The 21,157-nt window shown below is 43.0% G+C and carries 15 protein-coding genes, 1 rRNA gene and 1 riboswitch; of the genes, 9 read left to right on the top strand and 7 right to left on the bottom strand.

Annotated features, from left to right (window positions below):
* Positions 1-5: 5 nt before the first annotated feature.
* The 5 genes from VIC_RS00990 to radC all read right to left on the bottom strand — a co-directional run bounded on the left by VIC_RS00990 (position 6) and on the right by radC (position 2,468).
* Positions 6-746, bottom strand: a complete 741-nt coding sequence (locus tag VIC_RS00990; protein ID WP_006957257.1) for a WYL domain-containing protein — start codon at positions 744-746, stop codon at positions 6-8.
* Between the two features lie 139 nt (positions 747-885).
* A complete protein-coding gene (locus tag VIC_RS26825) occupies positions 886-1,062 on the bottom strand; it encodes a hypothetical protein (protein WP_006957254.1) in 177 nt (58 codons plus the stop codon).
* Between the two features lie 3 nt (positions 1,063-1,065).
* Entirely contained in the window at positions 1,066-1,509 is a 444-nt protein-coding gene (locus tag VIC_RS00980; protein ID WP_006957252.1) for a DUF2787 domain-containing protein, read from the bottom strand.
* Positions 1,510-1,560: 51 nt separating this feature from the next.
* Positions 1,561-1,998: a DUF2787 domain-containing protein gene (locus tag VIC_RS00975; RefSeq protein ID WP_006957250.1), complete on the bottom strand. Its 438-nt coding sequence runs from the start codon at positions 1,996-1,998 to the stop codon at positions 1,561-1,563.
* Positions 1,995-2,468, bottom strand: coding sequence for a RadC family protein (gene radC / locus VIC_RS00970; protein WP_006957248.1), 474 nt, complete (start codon positions 2,466-2,468; stop codon positions 1,995-1,997). The genes VIC_RS00975 and radC overlap by 4 nt, the downstream gene beginning before the upstream one ends.
* Positions 2,469-2,720: 252 nt before the next feature.
* On the opposite strand from radC, the gene VIC_RS00965 reads away from it, so the two are divergent.
* From VIC_RS00965 to VIC_RS00945, 5 genes are all read left to right on the top strand, one after another.
* Positions 2,721-3,641, top strand: a complete 921-nt coding sequence (locus VIC_RS00965; RefSeq protein WP_006957247.1) for a WYL domain-containing protein — start codon at positions 2,721-2,723, stop codon at positions 3,639-3,641.
* Positions 3,642-3,744: 103 nt separating this feature from the next.
* Positions 3,745-5,523, top strand: a complete 1,779-nt coding sequence (locus VIC_RS00960) for a site-specific DNA-methyltransferase (RefSeq protein WP_006957245.1) — start codon at positions 3,745-3,747, stop codon at positions 5,521-5,523.
* Positions 5,514-8,168: a DEAD/DEAH box helicase gene (locus VIC_RS00955; RefSeq protein WP_006957244.1), complete on the top strand. Its 2,655-nt coding sequence runs from the start codon at positions 5,514-5,516 to the stop codon at positions 8,166-8,168. Before VIC_RS00960 ends, VIC_RS00955 begins: the two co-directional genes overlap by 10 nt.
* Before the next feature lie 218 nt (positions 8,169-8,386).
* Positions 8,387-12,268: a hypothetical protein gene (locus VIC_RS00950; protein WP_006957243.1), complete on the top strand. Its 3,882-nt coding sequence runs from the start codon at positions 8,387-8,389 to the stop codon at positions 12,266-12,268.
* Complete coding sequence (locus VIC_RS00945; protein WP_006957242.1) at positions 12,268-14,688, top strand: hypothetical protein; 2,421 nt, start codon at positions 12,268-12,270, stop codon at positions 14,686-14,688. The genes VIC_RS00950 and VIC_RS00945 overlap by 1 nt, the downstream gene beginning before the upstream one ends.
* 193 nt (positions 14,689-14,881) lie before the next feature.
* Here the strand turns inward: VIC_RS00945 and trmA are convergent, their stop codons facing one another.
* Entirely contained in the window at positions 14,882-15,991 is a 1,110-nt protein-coding gene (gene trmA, locus VIC_RS00940; protein ID WP_006957241.1) for a tRNA (uridine(54)-C5)-methyltransferase TrmA, read from the bottom strand.
* A gap of 189 nt (positions 15,992-16,180) precedes the next feature.
* A riboswitch (cobalamin riboswitch) is annotated at positions 16,181-16,384 on the top strand.
* Positions 16,385-16,437: 53 nt separating this feature from the next.
* Here trmA and VIC_RS00935 point away from each other — a divergent pair.
* From VIC_RS00935 to murI, 3 genes are read left to right on the top strand one after another with little or no spacing between them, the layout of a single operon-like run.
* Positions 16,438-18,258, top strand: coding sequence for a TonB-dependent receptor domain-containing protein (locus VIC_RS00935; protein ID WP_006957240.1), 1,821 nt, complete (start codon positions 16,438-16,440; stop codon positions 18,256-18,258).
* A gap of 49 nt (positions 18,259-18,307) precedes the next feature.
* A complete protein-coding gene (locus VIC_RS00930) occupies positions 18,308-18,979 on the top strand; it encodes a Dph6-related ATP pyrophosphatase (protein WP_006957239.1) in 672 nt (223 codons plus the stop codon).
* Positions 18,980-19,024: 45 nt separating this feature from the next.
* Positions 19,025-19,816 (top strand): glutamate racemase, encoded by a 792-nt coding sequence (murI, locus tag VIC_RS00925; protein ID WP_006957238.1) that lies wholly within the window; start codon positions 19,025-19,027, stop codon positions 19,814-19,816.
* Here the strand turns inward: murI and VIC_RS00920 are convergent.
* Entirely contained in the window at positions 19,782-20,222 is a 441-nt protein-coding gene (locus VIC_RS00920; RefSeq protein ID WP_029235943.1) for an RNA recognition motif domain-containing protein, read from the bottom strand. The genes murI and VIC_RS00920 overlap by 35 nt on opposite strands.
* A 556-nt stretch (positions 20,223-20,778) precedes the next feature.
* On the opposite strand from VIC_RS00920, the gene VIC_RS00915 reads away from it, so the two are divergent.
* A 16S ribosomal RNA gene (locus VIC_RS00915) occupies positions 20,779-21,157 on the top strand; the annotation flags it as partial.

The raw sequence follows: 21,157 nt of genomic DNA, 5'->3' as shown, positions 1-21,157 counted from the left end.
GTGAGTTAAATTTGGGATGCACGGATTTCAGCGTGTTCACGCATGAACTGCTCTAGGTTGAAATCAGTGGGATAGGTAAAAGAAAACGTTGATACACTGGCCTCATCAATCAGAGGCAAGGCTAAGGTGCGTATCGTCGGATGACCGGATAAACGAAAAAGCAGCAAGAGCGCGTCACATTGAACCGAGAGTCCCAGTGGTTCGATGAGCGCTTTCTCTTGCTGCAAAATTTGACTCGATATCTTGAGCATACGGTTGTTGAGTAATGCCGTGTGTACCGCATTCAGTACTTGCCGCTGCTCATTACTCCACTCACGAATATTGGGCAGTGCTACATGGACTTTGGCTAACCATGCTTGCTCTTTTGAATGCGATGAACCCTTGTGGGGTAAGGGTTTGTCTCCCTCCGAGGAGCGACCTTGCCCATAATTCAGTGCATCAGGAACAAGCGGCAGTAAGTACTTATTCGTCAGTTGCCAATAAAGCATTTCCTGCTTGTTGAGCTTCAGTAATTGCTCTGAGGTTTTCCGATAAACATGGGGCATGCTCATCGAATCACACTCCACGTTAAACACCTCCACAATGACTTCATCGAGGTAGCGTTTAATGCTGCGCGTGGTGCGGTGGATATCGAGTAGGGCTAACTGCTGCTGCAACTCCCTAACGGTAATCCAACGATGTTGAGGAATAAGCATCAGCGTGTGCAGCAAAGCGGATAACCCTTCAATGCTGGTTTTATTGCTCATGACTACACTCTCAATACATCAAAGCTCCAAGACCGGAGGTGGACATTTAATGTCGGGAGAGTAGAGGTGAGTCAGACACATAATGTCCAACGGTGAAAACAGCATCAATCGGCAACACGAAAGCGTGAGCCGACTAACATTAACGAGGCTTATGCTTGTCACTGAGCTCGGCAATCGCTACCAATACACCAATCAACAGCACCACCAGAAAACCTAACGTCGTCAGAGTTCCGATAGCGCCAAAGAAAGGAGAGAGGGTAAGTAAAGTAATAAGAGCGGTGACAAGCTTAATGGTGTTAAGGAGAAGGGAAGTCATGAGCTATTGTGGGGTGACGGTTATCTCGTTGTAGGAGTCCATATCGACATAGGCAAGAAAGTTATTCTCCCACAACTGATAGAGCGCTTTGGCATCACGGCTACCCTGCATTGGTAGCCAGCCTTGATAGGCGACAAAGAACTGTCCAACCCGAAAATCAAAATCCAAGTTGCGCTCTAGCTCTGGGTAGTAATTCCCCATATAGGCAAAGTCAGTGATGTACTCAATGCTCCATTCTCCTGTTGAGGTTTGGCAAATTGCTATCTCAACCGGATGGAAGCCGCCTTCATCCACGCTGTAACTTTTATCGCGAAAGTTAAACACCAGATAACGGCTGGTGGCGAGAGTTTCATTGCCCAGTAAATGAGTGGTGAACAGTTTACTAAGCAGTGTATGCAGAGTACTAGAGACAGGCAGTGTGGACGCAGTAAAGGTTAATTGAGACATAGTGAGTCCTCCTTGTTTTCAGGATTCAAATAAGAAATAACGGAGTGAGAATTATTGGAACGTGCCAACCATCGTCAGTTGCACGTCATCAAAGACATTTCGAGAAAGGTGGCGAGCAAAGGCTTTCATCCATACCGAGAGCAGCTCTTGTACCTCTGGGTGGGATAAATCCGTGCTCCCTGCATCGGGTTGATAGCACCAGCGATTAGCTAGGTGAAAGTACAGCTCAGGCTCAACGGTTGTACTGTTGTCGTCGGGGTAAGAGAAGCTCGCAAAGAAGACTACCAGCCAAGGGCTAGTATCTGACTCACGTTTAAACTGTACCTCGATCGGATGCAAACCTTGTCGATGTCGGTAGTAACTCATCTGACGGCAGTTCAACACGAGCCGCTCAGCGTTCTCAGGGAGAGTGTATCGATTCAAAAGTGCTTCCAGTGACGTATGTAAAGCGTCATCAATAGAAAGCTCACCGTAGTGTTGCTCAATCATAACCACCCCCTTTCGGCAAACGAGGTGCAGCTATCGCCTGTCACGATATGGTCCAATACGCGAACTTCTACCAGCGCGAGCGCGTCTTTGAGTCTTTCGGTTATGCGTCTATCGGCTTGAGACGGTGTTGAGTCACCGGATGGATGGTTATGGGCAAATATCACCGCTGCGGCATTCACTTCTAATACCGCTTTCACCACTTCACGTGGATAGACGCTGGCCGCATCTACGGTGCCATGAAACAGCTCTTTAAATTCAATCAGTCGGTTTTGGTTATCCAGCAGCAATAAGGCAAACACTTCACGCTCATAGTTGCCTAGCTTACAGCGAACGTACTCTTTAGTGGCTTCAGGTTTAGTTAGGGCATCACCGCGCACATAGCGGTTAGCTAGTATCTCAGCGGCGTGCTCTAGGATTTCATTTTCTTGATAGCGTTGCTGCTTTTGGTAATCGGAAGTTATGGGATTCATTTCTGGCTCCTGTCGGAATCAATGATGGGATTTCACATTGATGACATATGCCTGAAAATTTTTGGATTGAGGGGATTATGCATGAACAGGCTCACATAAGTAATTAACTCGCTGAGGTTCCTTATTAGCCGAAGTTTGCTCATAGTGTGATATGGCATAATAAAATTGGTTAGGATATGTGATTTTATTTGTTTTATAATCGGTCCAACTTGATACACGTACTCTGAATAGGTTTTGGATGTTGAAGGTTTCATGACGAAGATAAAAAACGAAGTAATGAGCGATAAGGCCCAGCAACTTTTAGAAAAGTTACCACAGGCAAGCCGTGATCGTATTGCCCATATCGACTTCACCTTATTGTTCAAGGGAGAAGCTGTGCGTGCTGATTTGGTAGAGCGTTTTGGCATAGCTCCAACACAAGCGACGAAAGACTTCACCCTTTACCGAGAGCTTGCTCCAGGCAATATTGAATATGACCAAAAGCTAAAGTTGCACAAGCGTGGTGGAGCATTTGAATCTTTGTTCGACTATGACGTTGTGAGAACACTGGCGACGATTAGCCAAGGCTACGGAGATGGCTTTACTGGAAAGGTAAAACCACCTCTTGCGTGTGAAGCGCCTTATCACCTTAACAAGCCGAGTCTATCGATAGTGGCGAAGGTCACCGAGGCCATTCACAAAGGCAAAGCCTTGGGCATTACCTATGTGTCGTTATCGAGTGGTGAAACCACGCGTGAAATTGTGCCGCATACTCTGGTGGACAATGGCCTACGTTGGCATGTTCGTGGTTTTGACCGCAAGCATGGTGAGTTCCGTGACTTTGTACTGACCCGAATTAAAGCAGCGGTTGTGCTTGAAGGTTCAACGTTGTCTGAGGCTGAGCTCGAAACACAGGATCGGCAATGGAACCGCTTTGTAGAACTGGAGTTAGTACCCCACCCACGCATTGAACACAGCGAAGCGATAGAGCTGGACTATGGCATGACGGGGGGCGTGATGAGGGTTGAGATTAGAGCTGCAACTGCTGGCTATTTGCTCAGGCTTTGGAACGTGGATTGTTCCAAAGAGGCTCAGCTAAAAACACCCGAATTTCATTTATGGTTAAAAAATTATCAAACTTTATACGGTGTCGGTAACCTTGCGGTTGCGCCAGGGCATATTCAACCAGCTTAAAAGTGACAGAATTAAATTAGTATGTCTTAGACGAATGTGTTTACCGATTTAAAACGAGATTATTAATAATGTTTATCAATAACAATAACAGGGAGGCCTAAACATGCCGACACTTAATTGGATTGGCAAAGCAGCCGTCGAAAAGCATCATAAAGAAGTGCCTTTTCGTCTGTTAGAGCCTGTATCTGAATTATCCTGCGGAGATCCTGATAGTGGTAATCTTATTGTGCAAGGAGATAATTTACACGCCCTCAAAGCTTTGCTGCCTCGTTACGCGGGCCAAGTAAAGTGTATCTATATCGACCCACCATACAATACAGGAAATGAAGGTTGGGTATACAACGATAATGTTAATAGCCCGGAAATCAGAAAATGGCTGGGTGAAGTGGTTGGTAAAGAAGGTGAAACGCTCGACCGTCATGATCGTTGGCTGTGTATGATGTATCCGCGTTTGGTTTTGTTGAAGCAATTTTTAGCAGATGATGGTGTATTGTTAGTTAGTTTGGATGATAACGAGTCTGCAAATGCAAAACTAATACTAAATGAAATATTTGGTGAAGGTAATTTCATAGCTCAATTGGTTTGGGAAAAAGGTAGGAAAAATGATGCAAAGTTTTTTTCTGTTGGTCATGAATACATATTTGTCTATGCCAAATCGAAGAAGTACTTGAAAGATAAAAATGTAATTTGGAGAAAAGAAAAAGAAGGCGCATCAGAAATATATGACGAATATATAAGACTGAAAGGGCTCTTTGGTGATGACTTTGGTTTGATAGAGGAAAATCTAAAACTATTTTATAAAGGGCTAGACAAAAATCACCCGTCAAAAAAACACTCTCGTTATAACAAGGCAGATGCTAATGGAGTTTGGAGGGATGATAATATGTCATGGCCTGGCGGGAATGGTCCAAAATATGATGTCATTCACCCTGTAACCAAAAAGCCATGCGCTGTACCTGAAGGTGGTTGGAGATATTCAAAAAAAGAAAAAATGGATTTAATGATAGCTGAAGGAAAAGTTGTATTTAGAGAGGATCATACACAACCTCCAATAAGGAAAACATATTTAGTAAGAGACAAGCGGCTGCAAGAAAATAACGATGAAGATATTGGTAGAGAAGTTATGGGTTCGTATTTCTATCGTAGTGGTCTTCAAGCGGTCAATGAATTAATGAATATCTTTGGAGAAAAACCTTTTCCAAACCCTAAAGATAAAGATGTCATCTCATCATTAATAAAATATGTAACAGGTTATGATAAAAATTGTTTGATTTTAGACTCTTTCGCTGGCTCAGGCACAACGGCACATGCTGTTCTTAAATTAAATCATCAAGATAATGGAAATAGAAATTTCATAACTATAGAAATGGATGATTCGGTTGCTAATCACGTTACAATTAAAAGAATTAAAAGTGTAGTTGAAGGTTATTACAACAAGAGTGGTGAGTATGTTAGTGGACTTGGTGGAGGCTTTCAATTTTTAACCCTCTCGCAAGAGCCGTTATTCAATAGCGATGGCCCTATCCGTTCCGATGTTAATTTTGAACAACTAGCTGAATTTGTCTGGTTTATGGAGACAGGGACAGGGTTAAGTTCATCCAATATGAACATCAAAGAAAAGCATACTACGCCTTACTTAGGTAAATACAAAGATAAAGCCATTTTTCTTCTCTATAACGGAATTCTAAAAGATAAAACGGATATCGGTGGCAATGTCCTGAATAATCGCAGCCTTGAAGAATTAGAAGCAGCATTACCAAAATTTTCCGGACCTAAAGTGGTCTATGGAGCCCGTTCACGCTTCGATAAAACAAAACTTGCCAAGCTAGGCATTACTTTCCATCAGCTTCCTTATGAATTGGCGGTGAAAACATGGTTCTGAATAATAAATTACTAAAAAACTATCAAGAGAATCTGCTAGATGTATATTCAAGTTACTTATCCCGCTGCCGGGAATTAAAAGATTCTGCCGCAGCTTTTGCAGAATCGACCAAAAAGTCAGCCTTGGGTATTGCCCAGCCCTATTATCCTCTACCTGAGCTGGATCATGTCCCTTATGTCTGTCTACGAGTGCCAACGGGAGGGGGAAAAACCCGTATAGCTGGTCAATCAATAAAATGTGTGAATGAAGCATTTTTGGCTACTGAGCATTCATTAGTGCTTTGGCTAGTACCCTCAGACCCTATTCGAGAGCAAACTTTATACGCACTTAAAACGCAAGGTGAATTACTTTACCAAGATATGCGCGATCTTTTTGGTGCCGTTAATGTTTTGGATATCAATGAAGCTTTGTATATGCAGCCTGCAACACTAAATACTGGCAATACAATTATTGTTGCCACTATGCAGAGTTTTAAGCGAGATACCGCAGATGGATTAAGAGTGTACCGTCAAAATGGTGCTTTGATGTCACACTTTGAAGATGTAAGCACCGAGCAAAAAGGCGATCACTCATTAGTTGATGTTATTCGTTTAAGACGCCCCTATGTAATTGTTGATGAAGCCCACAATCAGGGGACGCAGCTAGCGGTTGACACGTTAAAACGTTTTAACCCGAGCTGTATTCTAGAGCTTACGGCAACGCCAGACAGAGCTTGCCAACCGTCGAATGTTTTACGTAGTGTATCGGCTGCAACTTTACAAGCCGAGGATATGCTCAAGCTGCCATTAGAACTGGCGATACATCCCGAATGGCGGGTTTCGCTTACTGAGGCGATAGCCCGATTACGCCAATTGGAAAAAGAGGCTGAGCAAGAAAAGCAACTGACAGGGGAAATGATTCAGCCTGTCGTTATGTTGATTCAAGCTGAAAGAATTGCGAAAGAGAAAGAGACCTTTACACCTGAGAAAGTAAAACAGCATCTCATTGACGATTTCAATATCCAGCCAGAAACCATCTCGATTGCAACGGGGGCGGTTGATGAGTTAAGTGGTAAAAAATTAGGTGATCCTGATTATCCGCAATTTATTATTACTGTAGACAAGCTACGAGAGGGTTGGGATTGCCCAAATGCTTACATTTTGTTTTCGTTCCGTAACACAACATCTGCGACCGCGGTTGAACAAGTTCTTGGGCGTGTATTGCGTATGCCCCATGTTACGCGTAAGCAGTGCGAAGCGCTTAATCGCAGCTATGCATACGTAGTTTCGAATGAGCTTGCTTCAACAGTACAAAATTTAAAAGATGGCTTGGTTCAAAGTGGTTTTGAGCGGCTGGAAGCGAAAGATTTAATTGTTACTCCTGATAATGATAAACCACAGCAAGATTTGTTTGCACCAACAACTGACCTAACTATTCCATTGCCAGAATATGATGATGTGATGTCGCTTCCAGATGAAGAAGCCGTAGCCTCATTGCCAAAAGCTATTCGAGAAAGAATAGAAATCTCTCCTGAAACTGGTACTTTGACAGTTAGAAATGGTGCAACAAATAAACAACTTCAACAAATTTCAGAGACTTTCAAGCAGCCTGAAGTGGCTAAGGCTGTAAAAGAAAAGCTTGATACTGCACTAGCTATTCAAGCCGCCCCGCCTGCCCGAGAATTAACACCTGCGGAAAAAGGTGTGTCATTTAATATTCCATTGCTTGGCTACAAACAGAGAAGTTTTTTTGACGTTTTTGATGAGACCCCCTTACTAGATGCTGAATGGGAAATCTCAGATTTTGATTACAAACTTAAAGATTCTGAGTTTTCACCAGATGTGGAAACCATGCGCCGCGCTTCGTTAAGTATTTCCCAATTAGAAAAAGTTGAATGTGATGTTTATGACCGACTAGATAGCCAACTCGCATTGTTTGGGAAAGAACAAGGGTGGCATGTTACAGATCTCATCTATTGGTTAGATAGAAATTTATATTTCCCTTATTCCGAGCGAGATATCAAAGTGGCGTGGTTAAATGCGGCACTAAGCTACTTGATCGATGACAAAGGGTTTTCACTTGATGAACTTGCTTATCGTAAGTTCCGTTTACGCGGTACGCTACAAAGAAAAATGGCCGCAGGGCTGGTTGAGGCTAAGCAACGGGTGTTCGATGATTTATTTTCTGATGAAAATAAATTTGAAGTTCGTGATGAACACTCGATCACTTTTGAGCAAGGAAGATATGGCTACGACAGTATTTATACCGGTCTTATTCACTTGAAAAAACATTTTTTCCCCGTCATTGGCAACTTGAAAAGTACTGGTGAAGAATTCGAGTGTGCGGAGTTTATCGCTCATCAAATGGAAGGTGTTGAGTGGTGGGTTCGTAATGTTGAGAAAAAGCCAACATCATTTTGGTTACAAACAGCTTCAGATAAGTTCTATCCTGATTTTGTCGTAAAACTTACCAGCGGCATAGTGCTTGCTATTGAGTATAAAGGTCAGCATTTATCTGCTGAGAAAGGTAATAGGGATAGTATAGAGAAACAACGAATTGGTGAACTATGGGCAAAAAGAAGCAATGGAACATGCGGTTTTGTGTGGGTAGAAAATAGAAATTGGCAGGTTTTAAATGAAGCATCTAAAAAGTTTGGTTGTAGTTGATTTAATAGTGATTTAAGACACAGTGTGTGGAATCAGTCATTGATGATGTTCTTGGTGGTATGTCGTTCAGAATGCTGATGGAAGATAGTTGGTCACAAGAGATCGTGCCTGAGTTGAATTAATGGGTCATTTGTTGGTGTTGTGTTGTCTCCAACCTTGTCGCCCCTTCTAAAAAAGGGGCGATACTCAAAAGGAATATCAAGTTAACGAGGATTTAGATGAGTCAGCCAATACCGACCTCTTATAATCAAATCATTGCGCATACGATAGAGCAGGCGCTTGCCCTATCGGTTAATGCAAAGAACGAAAATGCTATTGCTGGCTTTTGCCAGTTACAAGGTCCAACAGGCGGTGGCAAAAGTAGTTCTCTTTATCGTAGCCCAGACGGGAAAATTCCGGCGAGCCTTGAATTTATAAAATCCAAAGGGTTGCAGGCCATCTTAGTTACCCATCGCTGGAATATCCTGCATGACATTTATGAAAGTGCAACGAGTGCAAAAGACAGCTCAGGTAACCCACTGCTCGTTAGTATTCTTTATGCACAGGATGAAACTGTTGTTAGTGCGGTTTCTCAACGGGCACTGCCACATGAACAAGGTGTTCAAAAATCTGACTTGCCCGATCCTTATAAGGCCATTGAGGATATCCATGGTTTAGGCGCGTTTCGTTCTAATGCTGATAAAGAGGCTCTCGTTCGTGCTTGCCACAACGTTTCAGCCATTGCCCGTAATGTTGAGTACAAAAAGAAAAATCCTGATTCGATGGGCGTCTTACTCGAACGAGAAGAGCAGGAACTAAGAAAACTGTGTGGCTTTGTCGAGCGCACGCTACTTGGGTGTATGTCGTCCTTAGAGAAGGCTGCGAGGTATGCCAGTAAGCACTATGGCAAGACGCATGAGCTCACGGAGCAAGCAAAAGAAAAGCTTCGTTTATTCAGAGAAAATAAATGGGTGCGTCGAATTTTCCCCGCTATTGCCTGGCACGATGATAAGCAACATTTGCTGGTGTTAACGACGCAGAAGCTGTTTGCTTCATTTTACGACGGTAAACAGAAAGTCAGGATGTCGAGCGGACAACTGACCGGAAAGGTAGTATTTGTTGATGAGTTTGATTACCAAGCGGACATTCTACAAACATTACTTGCCCAGTCTCAAATGGTACAAGAGCCGCCTGAGTGTATTGGTCAATTACTTGAAGGGGGTAAGCGCCTATTGGCGCGAATGCAGTTTGTTACTGCTGAACCTATACCTGAGCTTTACAGTGAGCTTAAACAGCTTATTGCTGAGCTAGAGGAGGATTTGACCAGCAAAGGTGTCGATCTCAATCAGTCTAGGGCGCTGGTAATGCCTTTAAAGCAGTATGAATCCGGTGTCCCGTTCGAAAAGAAATATCTGTTTCGCTCAGATCACTTAGTAACCAGTGAGCCTTTGCAGTTACAGCAAAAACCTCATGGCTTTGAAGTGAAAAGTCATGCTGAAAGCGATGAAGAAGCAATTGATGTCGGTGATTTTTTGCGTGTGATGGAGAAATATATCAGACGCTTCAGTTTGCTGTTGTCGCAGTTCGCAACCGATGAGTCCGAAGCCTATGAATATCTCGTTCGGCTAAACCGATTGCTGTTTGATCCTGCGAATGACTATCGACCATCCTACTACAGCACGGCGTTACCAAGCTTATCGCTGTTCTCCTTGCCTCGCACTCGCTTACCTGAGTTAGAAGCGCTCAGTAAATCAAACCGATTACCTAATACTCAGACGAATATGTTTGGCCTAACAACCTGGCTATTAACCACTGATGAAGCTGAAGCGGATATTGACCCGTTGAGGATCAAGATTAAACGTGCACTATTGCCGACAACACCTGAAGGGTTAATGGTTTCGTTATCGAGTCGAAACCTCGTTTTTGCACTATCCGCAACTTCTTATATCGAAAGGGGGATTGGTCATTTCGATATACGCTGGATTGAAAGTGCTTTGCGTTACGTGGCTCAGGCCCGCAATCCACAATGTACCGAGAGTTTTTTGGGCGATAGCTTTGAGCAGCGCCCCGAAGATTGGTTTAAGAAGCCGATTCCATATTTACAAACTGACGAGGATAAGCAGTTACAAATGGCGGTGATCCGCTCGTTGGTTAAAGACAAATCTGAAAAGCGTCGCTCGTCACTGAAAACCACGATTCACGACTTTGATGATGCTATCAATGCCCCAGTTTTTCAGGAGGTAAAACTGCATTTGAACGCTGCATTTTTTGAGGCTGAGCAGTCAGATTACAAGTATGAATACCGGCAGTCTGTGTTGTTTAAATTACTGTACGTTCTGCATTTAGCAGCGAATGAGCCACAACATAAAGGACACCTAGCCTTTGTTAACTCAGTCAAATATCTCCGGAAGTGGTTGATATGTGATACCGCAGAAAACAGCAGAATGAGCGCTGATTGGCTTGAAATGGACCGATCAACCACTGGCGTATTGTCTTCTTTTGACGATGTGTTTATTCCTTTGACTGCCAACGGTAAGCCCATGATGATTTGCTTACTCAATGCAGAGGCACAAAAGCGAGAAGGATTTGAGTACGCATATCAAGCGGCGTTCGACTCTGGCCGAACCGTGGTGGTAATGACACAAACCGCATCCGCTACAAATGGCATTAATTTGGATTACTCCTTGCCTAACTCTCAAGGGCAGATGGATCTGACGTCGCTGTTTATTATTGAAAGTAAGCACTTTTACTTTTCACCATGGGATAGCAATGACGCTGATGATGAAATGTCTCATGCTGGCTTTCAGCTCAGAAACTTAGAAAAATTAGTCAGGCGTTCAGAGTTTTCACGTAAGCAGCAGCGGCAATTTATTATGCCGTTGATGAATAACTCAGTCTCTAAAATCCAGGAGCTAAACAAGCTTTATAAAGGGACTAATGACTATGTTAAGAATCTTGCCGCTGACGTGCAGCAGCAAGTTGGACGTATTGAACGTGCTTGGACGTATGTGCCGCATGTAGCCATTCATTTAAGCGATGATGTAGCAGGCCATCTTCGCAACTACGGCCAACTAACTGTTTGTACTAACAACCGAAATTGGGTTTCAAACCTTAATAACCAGCTTATTGATGATCTTACTCATTCCGAAGATGCATTGGTTTCCAACTTTCTTGCTCTGTTGAAAACGCGATCCCAAGATGGCTCTGGTGCAGTTGATATTATTGATAACAAGTTAGTTTCCGCAATCCGAGATGCAAGACAAGGTAAGGGTTGTATTGAAGAAATTTCAGGGCTTTGGCATGAACTAGGCCGGGCAGTATTGCAGCATGATCTCCAATGGATGCCGCATAACAATACGTTTGGCATTACTGAGCCTTTGTGTCGTTGGGCGTGCTTTGATCGGCCCGAAGAAACAAAGGTTACTGGTGAAATATGGTACGACCCAAAAAGTTGGCAGTTCTTTGCTAAGCGAGCAGCCGGATTGATTAAATATAACCCACAGACGCTTTATGAGGTTGTTAATCGACAACCTGCTATTTCGGAATGGTTTAATCGTAAAGGTTTTCGAACGTCGTTTCAGCCGTTTGCCAACGACATTGAAGAGCAATTTGCATTTCATCCCGTTGTGATTCAGCGAATTTTACAAGGGCGCATTGGTGAGGAAGGTATTCGCGCATTGCTGAGTGACAAACAGCTAGTCACTAAACAAGACGTCTACAATCATGAGTTGTTTGAATTATATGATTTTGAGATAGCAAACTCGGATGTTTTTGTTGATGCTAAATTTTGGTCTATAGCTGCTCTGGAACAGTCAGATGAAGGCTTTGAGCAATGGTTTACTTCTGGTAAACATCCTGAATTTGCGCCTTTGGGATTAATTAAGAAGCTGGAAAAGATCCGACAAATCCGTGGTGAGAATGCCATTTTGGTAATCGCGAACCTATTGACTGGTGAAGATTGCTCCTTATCGGGCTTTTCTGAAATGTTGGAGCCAGTAAAAGTTGAGAATGCTTCAATCCTGTTTTTACCAGGTTGTTTGATGAGCGATGGATATCAAATGACGTCTGGCTTTAAGTGGTTTTCGAAAATAGTTTGGCAGCACAGGGGGGAGCAAGGTTAATGGATAAAAGTAAAGATTTGAGGAAGTTGCCGCTGTCTCATTTGGTTTATCAAAATAGCGAGGTTGATGCAGAGAAAGCCAACAAATTTGTGGTTTATCACTATCCACTCATCAATAACAACTATCAGTGGAAAGAGAAGAAAGCCTGGGAAGAACGTATTGATGCCGAGCTAGACAGTAGGCAGTTTGCCTATTTGATGAAAAAAAATGGTAATCAGTTTGGGCTCTATGTTGCTTTACAGAATTCAAATGATGTTCCGCCGTGTATTTTAGATGCGGAGTCGCAACCTATAACTCCGGTTAGAGTTGAGTATTCACCGGTGTTAAATCCCGTATGGATTCGCTTGATGATGCGCTCATTGCGGGCTTTTGGTGGTCACTGTAAAGGAGCTTACAGCTTAGGCTGTCCGTTATTGAAAGTAGATAGCTGGTCTGGCGGTGTAAATGCGATCAGCCTAGATTGTAGAACTCAGCAGCTAAAAGATGGCAATACTACTGAGATTGCTCTTTTTTATACCAATGTTCCATTGAGACCACTATCCAACGACGAAGATATAGATCGTATTAAGAAGCCTGTGTGGGTCTATGACAAAAATAAGGTACTCGTCAGGTGGTATCCAGGCAATGAAAGAAAACCGAAAGGAACCTTGTTTAAAGAGATCGGCAAGAGTAAAAACTCGCGTAAACAGCGTCCGTTTCTGGATCTTTCTACACCAAAGAGATTTGAGCAAAGTTGGCCTATGGTGTTAAAACCTGTGCAAGAGGAGTTTATCCGTTTTGCGCGTGATTATGGTTTTGAACTTGCGGCTAAAACTTTAAATCTTCAACCGTTGACGTTGAAAACAAAACACAAGGCAAATAAGGCTAAGTCAACATTCCCAAGTATTGAGATATCCGGCGAAATAAAGGTCATAGACCTAAGAATTAATACTGTAGTTTCTTCTAAAGAAATCTTGGACTTGTTTAAATTCCTTATTTCACAGAAAGGGGTCTGTGTTTCATGGGATTTACTAGATGGAGTTGCACCAAATGACTTTGAACGGATAGAGCTTGAGCGTTCGGATCGTGTTTTGATTCTGTTAGACCAAGAGAAGGGTATCGAAGATGATCGTTACCCACTAACCAAGTATCTAGTTGGGCGGTGCGCAGTTCAACATATCAACGTAAATCCTCATGATGTAACTGGAGACCCTGTTGAAAAAGGGCTGTTAATCGAGTCAAAAAGTGATGAAGACCCAATCAAGCTATATGCTGCACCTGAAGGTGGTTATTACAGCTACAGATACGACCTTTTGGATAGTAAGACCTACAAAGAAGCGATTATTAGGAAGCTTGAAGTGGTTCTTAAAGAGTTAGAGATTAAACGTTTGCTCATTGACGTGGACAGACCCGTCTCGCAGGTTTTGCCATTGCAACGTACTTGCTTAAACGAATCAACCATAGTTATTACTGATGGCTACTTGTTTACAGTTTCAAACGATAGACCAGTACTAATTCCTTTTGATCCAACAGACGCTGATATGATTTCGAAAGCGAATGACTACTTATCCAATTTCGAAACATCTGTAGATGACTTGCTAAACTTGATGAATGAGAACTGGCCCTATAGTTACCGGCAGAATGTAGTAATGGATTATTATGGCTCGGAAGTTGATAAACAACGTCGCTTTGCGGCAAGGATTACTCTTGTTTTGAGTAAGGACGAAGGCGCTCAAGTGTCAATCATGATGCAAGATCCATCATATGACCAAACGAATATACTGCCATTAGGTATGGAAGATGCGTTTTCGGACCTAACAAAGAAGCAGAAACCTTATCCATTGTTGGATTGGGTGCTTCCTGATATCGAAGTACTACTCAATATTGTTAAAGAGTTGAGTGATGATGGCGTGTTATCTAGCCAAAAGACAACAATGCGATTTGAACGTGAGTTACCCGAATTGGTTGAATTGTGGCAAGAGCAATTAGTCATGCTCCATCAGAAAAATGAAACGAAGGTAACGTATTATCAGGTGAAGAAAGATGTGGTTCAACGTTGGTTAGATAAACGAGACAAGAAAAGAGATACAACAATAAGTGGTAGTTTAGATACTTTGTTATCTCGTTACTTCGATAAGCCTTTAAACGACATTAAACGTTGGATGATTAACATACCTGGCATTCAACGCATATGGTACGACAAAGAAAAGGGATATTTCGTTGTTGGTGGATTAGCTTCTCCAAAAGCTCAGTTAATGAAGCAGCCGAGCATCCGGCAATGGCACACTTTAAAAGGTGAGTTGAATATTGACCTACTGGTAGGTTTACTCGATGTTGATTGGGTTCGCATGAATCAGCTTGCCGGTAATCCATGTGCGGCAACATTAGTTAAACGATGGAAAGAGATTAACCGCAATTCAAGAGATGCTATCTTGTTTTGATAGGTATAGTCGCTAGTTGAATATAGTTAAACAAAAACATCTACTCCTCTCTATATGTTCTTCATATACCCCACTAAGCACTAATGCTTAGTGGGGTATATTTTTTGTGTGGGGGATTCGAGTATACATCCAACTCCGTACCCCGAGCCGTACCCAGAGCGATTTTTACTAAAGTAAAAAGCCTTTTAAACCCTTATTTAATGAGCTCTAGTAGTATTCCTGCTTCCATATGGTGGGTATAAGGGAACTGATCAAACAGAGCAAAACGCGTGATGTTGTGTGTTTCGCTTAATACATCAAGATTGTCCTTGAGCGTCTCTGGGTTGCAGGAGATGTAAAGGATGCGCTCATAGCCTTGCACCATCTTACACGTATCGATATCCATGCCTGAGCGAGGAGGATCGACAAAAATCGTGTTGCAGTTGTAGCTCTTCAAATCGACGCCCGCGTCTTTTAGGCGGCGGAATTCGCGTTTGCCTTCAATAGCCTGAGTAAACTCTTCCGCGGATAGGCGTAGGATCTGAACGTTATCAATGTTATTGGCTGCAATATTGTACTGCGCAGACTCGACGGAAGGTTTTGCCAGTTCGGTTGCCAGTACTCGGTTAAAGTTTTGCGCGAGTGCCAGAGAGAAGTTACCGTTACCACAGTAAAGCTCCAGCAAATCGCCTTGGCTTTCGTTGGTACAGTCGATTGCCCACTCCAGCATTTTTTCAGCTACTTTGCCGTTAGGCTGCGTAAAGCTATTCTCGACTTGTTGGTAAACGTACGGTTGGCCATTGACGTCGAGCTTTTCAATCACGTAGTCGCGATCGAGAACAATCTTCATTTTACGTGCACGACCGATCAGGTTCAGGTTGAATCCTTCATCGTTCAGACGTTGCTTGAGCGCTTTTGCATTCTTCGTCCACTCATCGTCCAATTGACGGTGGTATAGCAGAGACACCAGAATCTCACCGCTCAGTGTCGATAGAAAATCCACTTGGAACAGTTTACGACGTAGAGAGTCGTTGTCTTTCATTGCATCAATCAGCAATGGCATTAGATCGTTGATCAAACGGCTCGCCGCAGGGAACTGGTCAACACGGTATTTTTCACGCGTTTCCTGATTGAACATGATGTAGTAAAGGTCATCCCCTTCATGCCAAACACGGAACTCAGCGCGCATACGATAATGTTGCTCTGGGGACTCAAACACTTCCAGTTCTGGAACGTGGTAGGGAGCAAACATCTCATTAAGACGTTCGACCTTTTCCGCCAGTTGTTCTTGGTAGCGCTGTGGATTTACTTCAAGAGTCGCCATGTTTATTACCTTCAAGTGCTGAGTGCGTTTGTTTTAGGAGCGCAGATTTTATTCAATATCTGCGACATGTCCAGCTTTGTCACTCTCCAGTGATCAATATAGTGTGTAAACCCGTTATCAGGCATTAGAGATAAAGCGGTTGGTTATATAAAAGCACAATATTGGCTGGACAAAGGAATGATAGCTGAATAACATTTGCGCCTAGCTGGTGCTATCTAGCAGTATAGATGGCTGAAAAGGGAATCTGGTGTGAATCCAGAACTGACGCGCAGCGGTAAAAGAGAACGAACACTCAACAGACACTGCATAGAGGACTATGTGGGAAGTCGAGTTAGTAGGTGGTGCAAACTGAGCTCTTGAGTCCGAATACCTGCCAGCAGCTGAGCCAATCACTGGAAGCAAGTGCTCCAAGCTCGGTAGGATTTACGCGATTTAGGATTATAAAAATGAACCGTTCTATTCTGGCGATAGCAGTGGCATCGCTACTTCCTCACGCCTCCCTTTCATACGCCCAAGAAGCCTCAGCTGATGAGACTATGGTGGTCACGGCAAGTCGATTTGAGCAGTCTGAAGCAAGTGTCTTAGCTTCGGTTACTACGATTACACGAGAAGAAATAGACACTCTTCAAGCTAAATCTTTAACAGAAGTTTTTAAGTACGTTCCTGGCGTTCAGCTTGGGGAGAGTGGAGACTCCTTTCATTCGACGTCTATTTTCATTCGGGGCTCTGAAAGTAAACATTCGCTCATTCTTTTGAATGGAGTAAAAGTAAATAGCGCATCTCAAGGTGGCTTTGACCTTTCTTTATTGCCTGTTGAGATCATCGAGAGAATTGAAATTATTCGTGGACCTCGTGCTGCAGTATACGGTGCCGACGCTATTGGTGGTGTTATCAACTTCATCACCCATCAGGCTGGTGACTCACTACATCAAATTAAAACGAGTATGGGGAGTGATAGTTATTATCAGACTTCATGGCAATCCCGTGGACAAATAAATGAAAAAACTTATGGGACGTTTTTTGTAAATTACAAAGAGACGGACGGCTATAACATTAAGGAAGGTACATCAAAAGACATTGGTGGTGAATACGGAGGAGAGTCGAAAGATTTTACTGCTTCACTTTTTCATGAACTTTCTTCTAAGGTTCAGTTGAATCTAGATGTGTTCTACAGTGATAGTTTATCTGAATTCAATGGTAGCAATAGTTCATTTGCAACAACTCTAAATGAACGAGATGCAGAGTTCTTCCAAGTAAGCGGTGGTGCATTATATAGTAATGATGCTATGTCTAGCCGCCTTAGCTTTTCGAAATCTATCCAAGAAAGTACTTCCTATCCTGTAAGTGAACGTGAGCACGTATCAACCTATAAGACGAATCGTACATCTCTAAATTGGCTGAATTCGTTTTTCGTTGAAGATGGCTTCAAAGTTAATGCCGGTTTAGATGTGGTAAATGAAGATGTTTCTAGTGGTACCGTTGACTATGTAAAAAAAGACAGAACGAATACGGGCGTATTCATCACCTCAACTAAAGAGTTTGGCCAGTTTACGTTAGATGGTAGTGTAAGATTCGACGATGATACTAGCTTTGATAACTTCACAACTTGGTCTGCTGCTATTGCATATGATTTCAATGAAAAACTGAGGGTATATGGCAGCTATGGGACAGCGTTTAAAGCTCCTTCTTTTTATGATTTATACGATCCAACTTCAGGCAATCCAAATCTGAAAGTTGAAGAGTCTGCTTCATCTGAGATTGGCTTAATTGGTCAGTTTGAACTGATTGATTGGAGACTGAGTGCTTATGTTTCTAAATTGGAAGATATGATCATTTACTATGAGCACTTAAACTGGGCACCAACAAATACTGATGCTGACATTTCCGGGATTGAATTTGAAGGTAGCTTTGATACTGGTCCTATTTACCATACTGTTGGCCTTGCTTATATGAACCCTGAAGACTCTGAAGGAAAGCAGCTGGCTCGAAGAGCAAAAGAAACCGCATCTTGGATTGGTACATTTACCCAAGACTCGTGGGATCTATCTTTAAGCATGGTGTACCAAGGTGATCGTTATGATGATTATAGTAACAATAACAAGTTAGAAGCTTACTCATTATGGAATCTATCCACAAACTACTATGTGACGCCGAATATCACCTTGTCAGGAAAAGTTAACAATCTGTTCGATGAAGATTACCAAACAGCGAAAGAATACTTAACACCGGAACGTAGTTACTATCTAAGTGCGTCATACCAATTCTAATTAACTAAACCGCCTTCGGGCGGTTTTTTCTTATCTATAGGCATTAACAATGAAAAAGAACGTCATTATCAGTTGGTCGAGCGGAAAGGATTCGACCCTCACTCTAGAAAGGCTAGTCGATAGTGAACACTACAATGTTGTTGGTCTTTACACCACTTACGTAAAAGATGAAGTCCCATTCCAAGCCACTCCTGTTGAAGTGCTGGACATGCAAGCAGCCTTACTTGGGTTACCTCTAATAAAAATTGAAATGCCGGAAACATTTCCACCAAATGACGTCTATCAGTCGACCATCATTGATGCACTAAAGAGCAGCGATCTCGATATTCAGGCCGTGGCTTTTGGTGATATGTTCTGCAATGGTATCGAAGCTTATCGCCGCAGTTATATTGAACCCGCTGGTTGGGAGTGTGTTTTTCCACTCATTGGACAAAATAGCCAAGACCTTGCGGATGAGATCTTAGAGCGAGGGATTAAAACCCTGGTTGTGACAACGGATGGTCAAGCACTTGACCCTGAGTATTGCGGGCGATGGTATGACCGAGCATTCATTGATTCTCTACCGAGTGGTGTGGACCCATGCGGTGAAGACGGCGAGTTTCATACGCTGGTCACGCAAACCCGTAGCTATCAAGGCAAGATTGAGTTGAGTTTTACGACTCGTGACGTTGGAGACCGTTTCTCTCATCAACGTTACCAAGCGAAGATATTGCCAAACTGATTTGTGTGAGTATGATTGCCACATCGAAATGTGTGGGTATATCAAGTGTCACTACAATCAAAAGTACTAATTTTTGACTCTGGGGTCGGTGGGCTTTCTGTTTTCCAAGAAATAGAGAAAAAGCTCCCTCAACTTGACTATGTATACCTGTTTGATAACGCAGCTTATCCCTACGGTGAGTTGGATCATGAAACGTTAGTTTCTCGAGTGGAAGCATTGGTTTCGCAGTATGTCGCTGATCACCAAGTGGATTTGGTTGTGATTGCATGTAATACCGCAAGCACCATTGTATTACCTTCATTGAGAACTTTGCTCTCGATTCCGGTTGTCGGCGTCGTACCTGCGATTAAACCAGCATCTAATTTAGCGAATAAAGCGGTCGGACTGATAGCAACCCCCGCGACGGTGACACGTCAGTACACGCAGGAATTGATTCGCGACTTCTCGCAAAGCAAACCCGTTGAGCTTTTAGGCTCTACTCGACTGGTCGACATGGCAGAAGAAAAGCTTCGCGGTACCCCTGTCTCGAATCAAGAACTAAAGGCAGTACTGTCACCCATGATAGGTAAAGTCGATGTTGCCGTATTAGGGTGCACACACTTTCCTCTCATTAAAGAAGAAATACAGTCGGTGCTGAGTGAACAGGTTGTGCTGGTGGACTCTGGTGAGGCGATTGCGCGTCGAGTACAAGAATTGTTGAACCTTGAGGACAAGAAAGAAGGAAAAGGTCTGAGGGAAATTTTTTCAACGGCTCCCCCTTATGCAGAAGGAGCGTTGAATAGAGCATTACAAAACTTAGGCTTTAGTCCTGTTCAGCTTGAGATTTTGGATCATTAGCGATACGTACCTTTAATGTACGCTGCATATAATCCTTTTCATTTAGTCCTTCTATAGCACCAGCAGCATCCGTTGCTGCCATGACAACAAAACCAAATCCTCGTCTTTTACCTGTGCGTTTATCTTTCATCAGGCGGACGGCAAAGACTTCACCATGCTTAGCAAACAATTCCTTCACATGGGATTCATTTGCTTTGTAAGGAAGGTTGCCGACATAGAGGGTCTTGGTCGCGGGTTCATTAACGGTTGCTGGCTCAGTTGTGGTGTTTGAAAATTTAAAAACAAAAGCAGAAGCAAAAACACCGATAACAAAGCTGAGCGCAGGAGAAATAGCAACCTGCGAAAAGATGATTCCACCTAAAACCGCTAAGGCGAGAATCATTAAGGTCGATTTATTAGAACTCATATTTGAATACAACTTCGTAGTTTAAGAAAAAAGTGCCTAGGTATTAACAAAATAGACACACGGATCTTACGTATATGGTTGTTGTTTTTCCAACCTATTGATGTGACGTGACTCAAATGTTGAAATTTTATTCTATTTCTGGCGTTTTGATTTGTTTTTAACCGAATGAAAAATAAATTCAAAAAAACACTTGTCATCCTTTCTAAGCTCCCTATAATGCCGCCTCACCGACAAGGAGTGAGACGAAAGTCACAAACCGAAATCGGAATTGAAAGAGGAAAGAAAGTTAAATAAAACGCTTGACTCTTAAAATGGGAAGCGTAAGATACGCACCCCTAACGACGAGGCGCTAAAGCGCAACGGAAGTTAGAAAAGCTCTTTAACAATATAAACCTATCAATCTGTGTGGGCACTCGTTGATGATAATCCAATTCGATACTTTGGTATCAAATTAGGTTTCAATGATACGAAGTGACCATTGAATCTTCGGATTCAGCACAGTCAATTCAAACATTACTTATGTAATGTTCAGTATTCATTGAGCCGACAAAATCTTAAATTGAAGAGTTTGATCATGGCTCAGATTGAACGCTGGCGGCAGGCCTAACACATGCAAGTCGAGCGGAAACGAGTTGTCTGAACCTTCGGGGAACGACAACGGCGTCGAGCGGCGGACGGGTGAGTAATGCCTGGGAAATTGCCCTGATGTGGGGGATAACCATTGGAAACGATGGCTAATACCGCATAATAGCTTCGGCTCAAAGAGGGGGACCTTCGGGCCTCTCGCGTCAGGATATGCCCAGGTGGGATTAGCTAGTTGGTGAGGTAATGGCTCACCAAGGCGACGATCCCTAGCTGGTCTGAGAGGATGATCAGCCACACTGGAACTGAGACACGGTCCAGACTCCTACGGGAGGCAGCAGTGGGGAATATTG

Source organism: Vibrio coralliilyticus ATCC BAA-450, from assembly GCF_000176135.1.
GTDB lineage: Bacteria > Pseudomonadota > Gammaproteobacteria > Enterobacterales > Vibrionaceae > Vibrio > Vibrio coralliilyticus.
The sequence above is the reverse complement of the archived record's forward strand: the minus strand, read 5'-3'. Positions and strand labels throughout refer to the sequence as shown.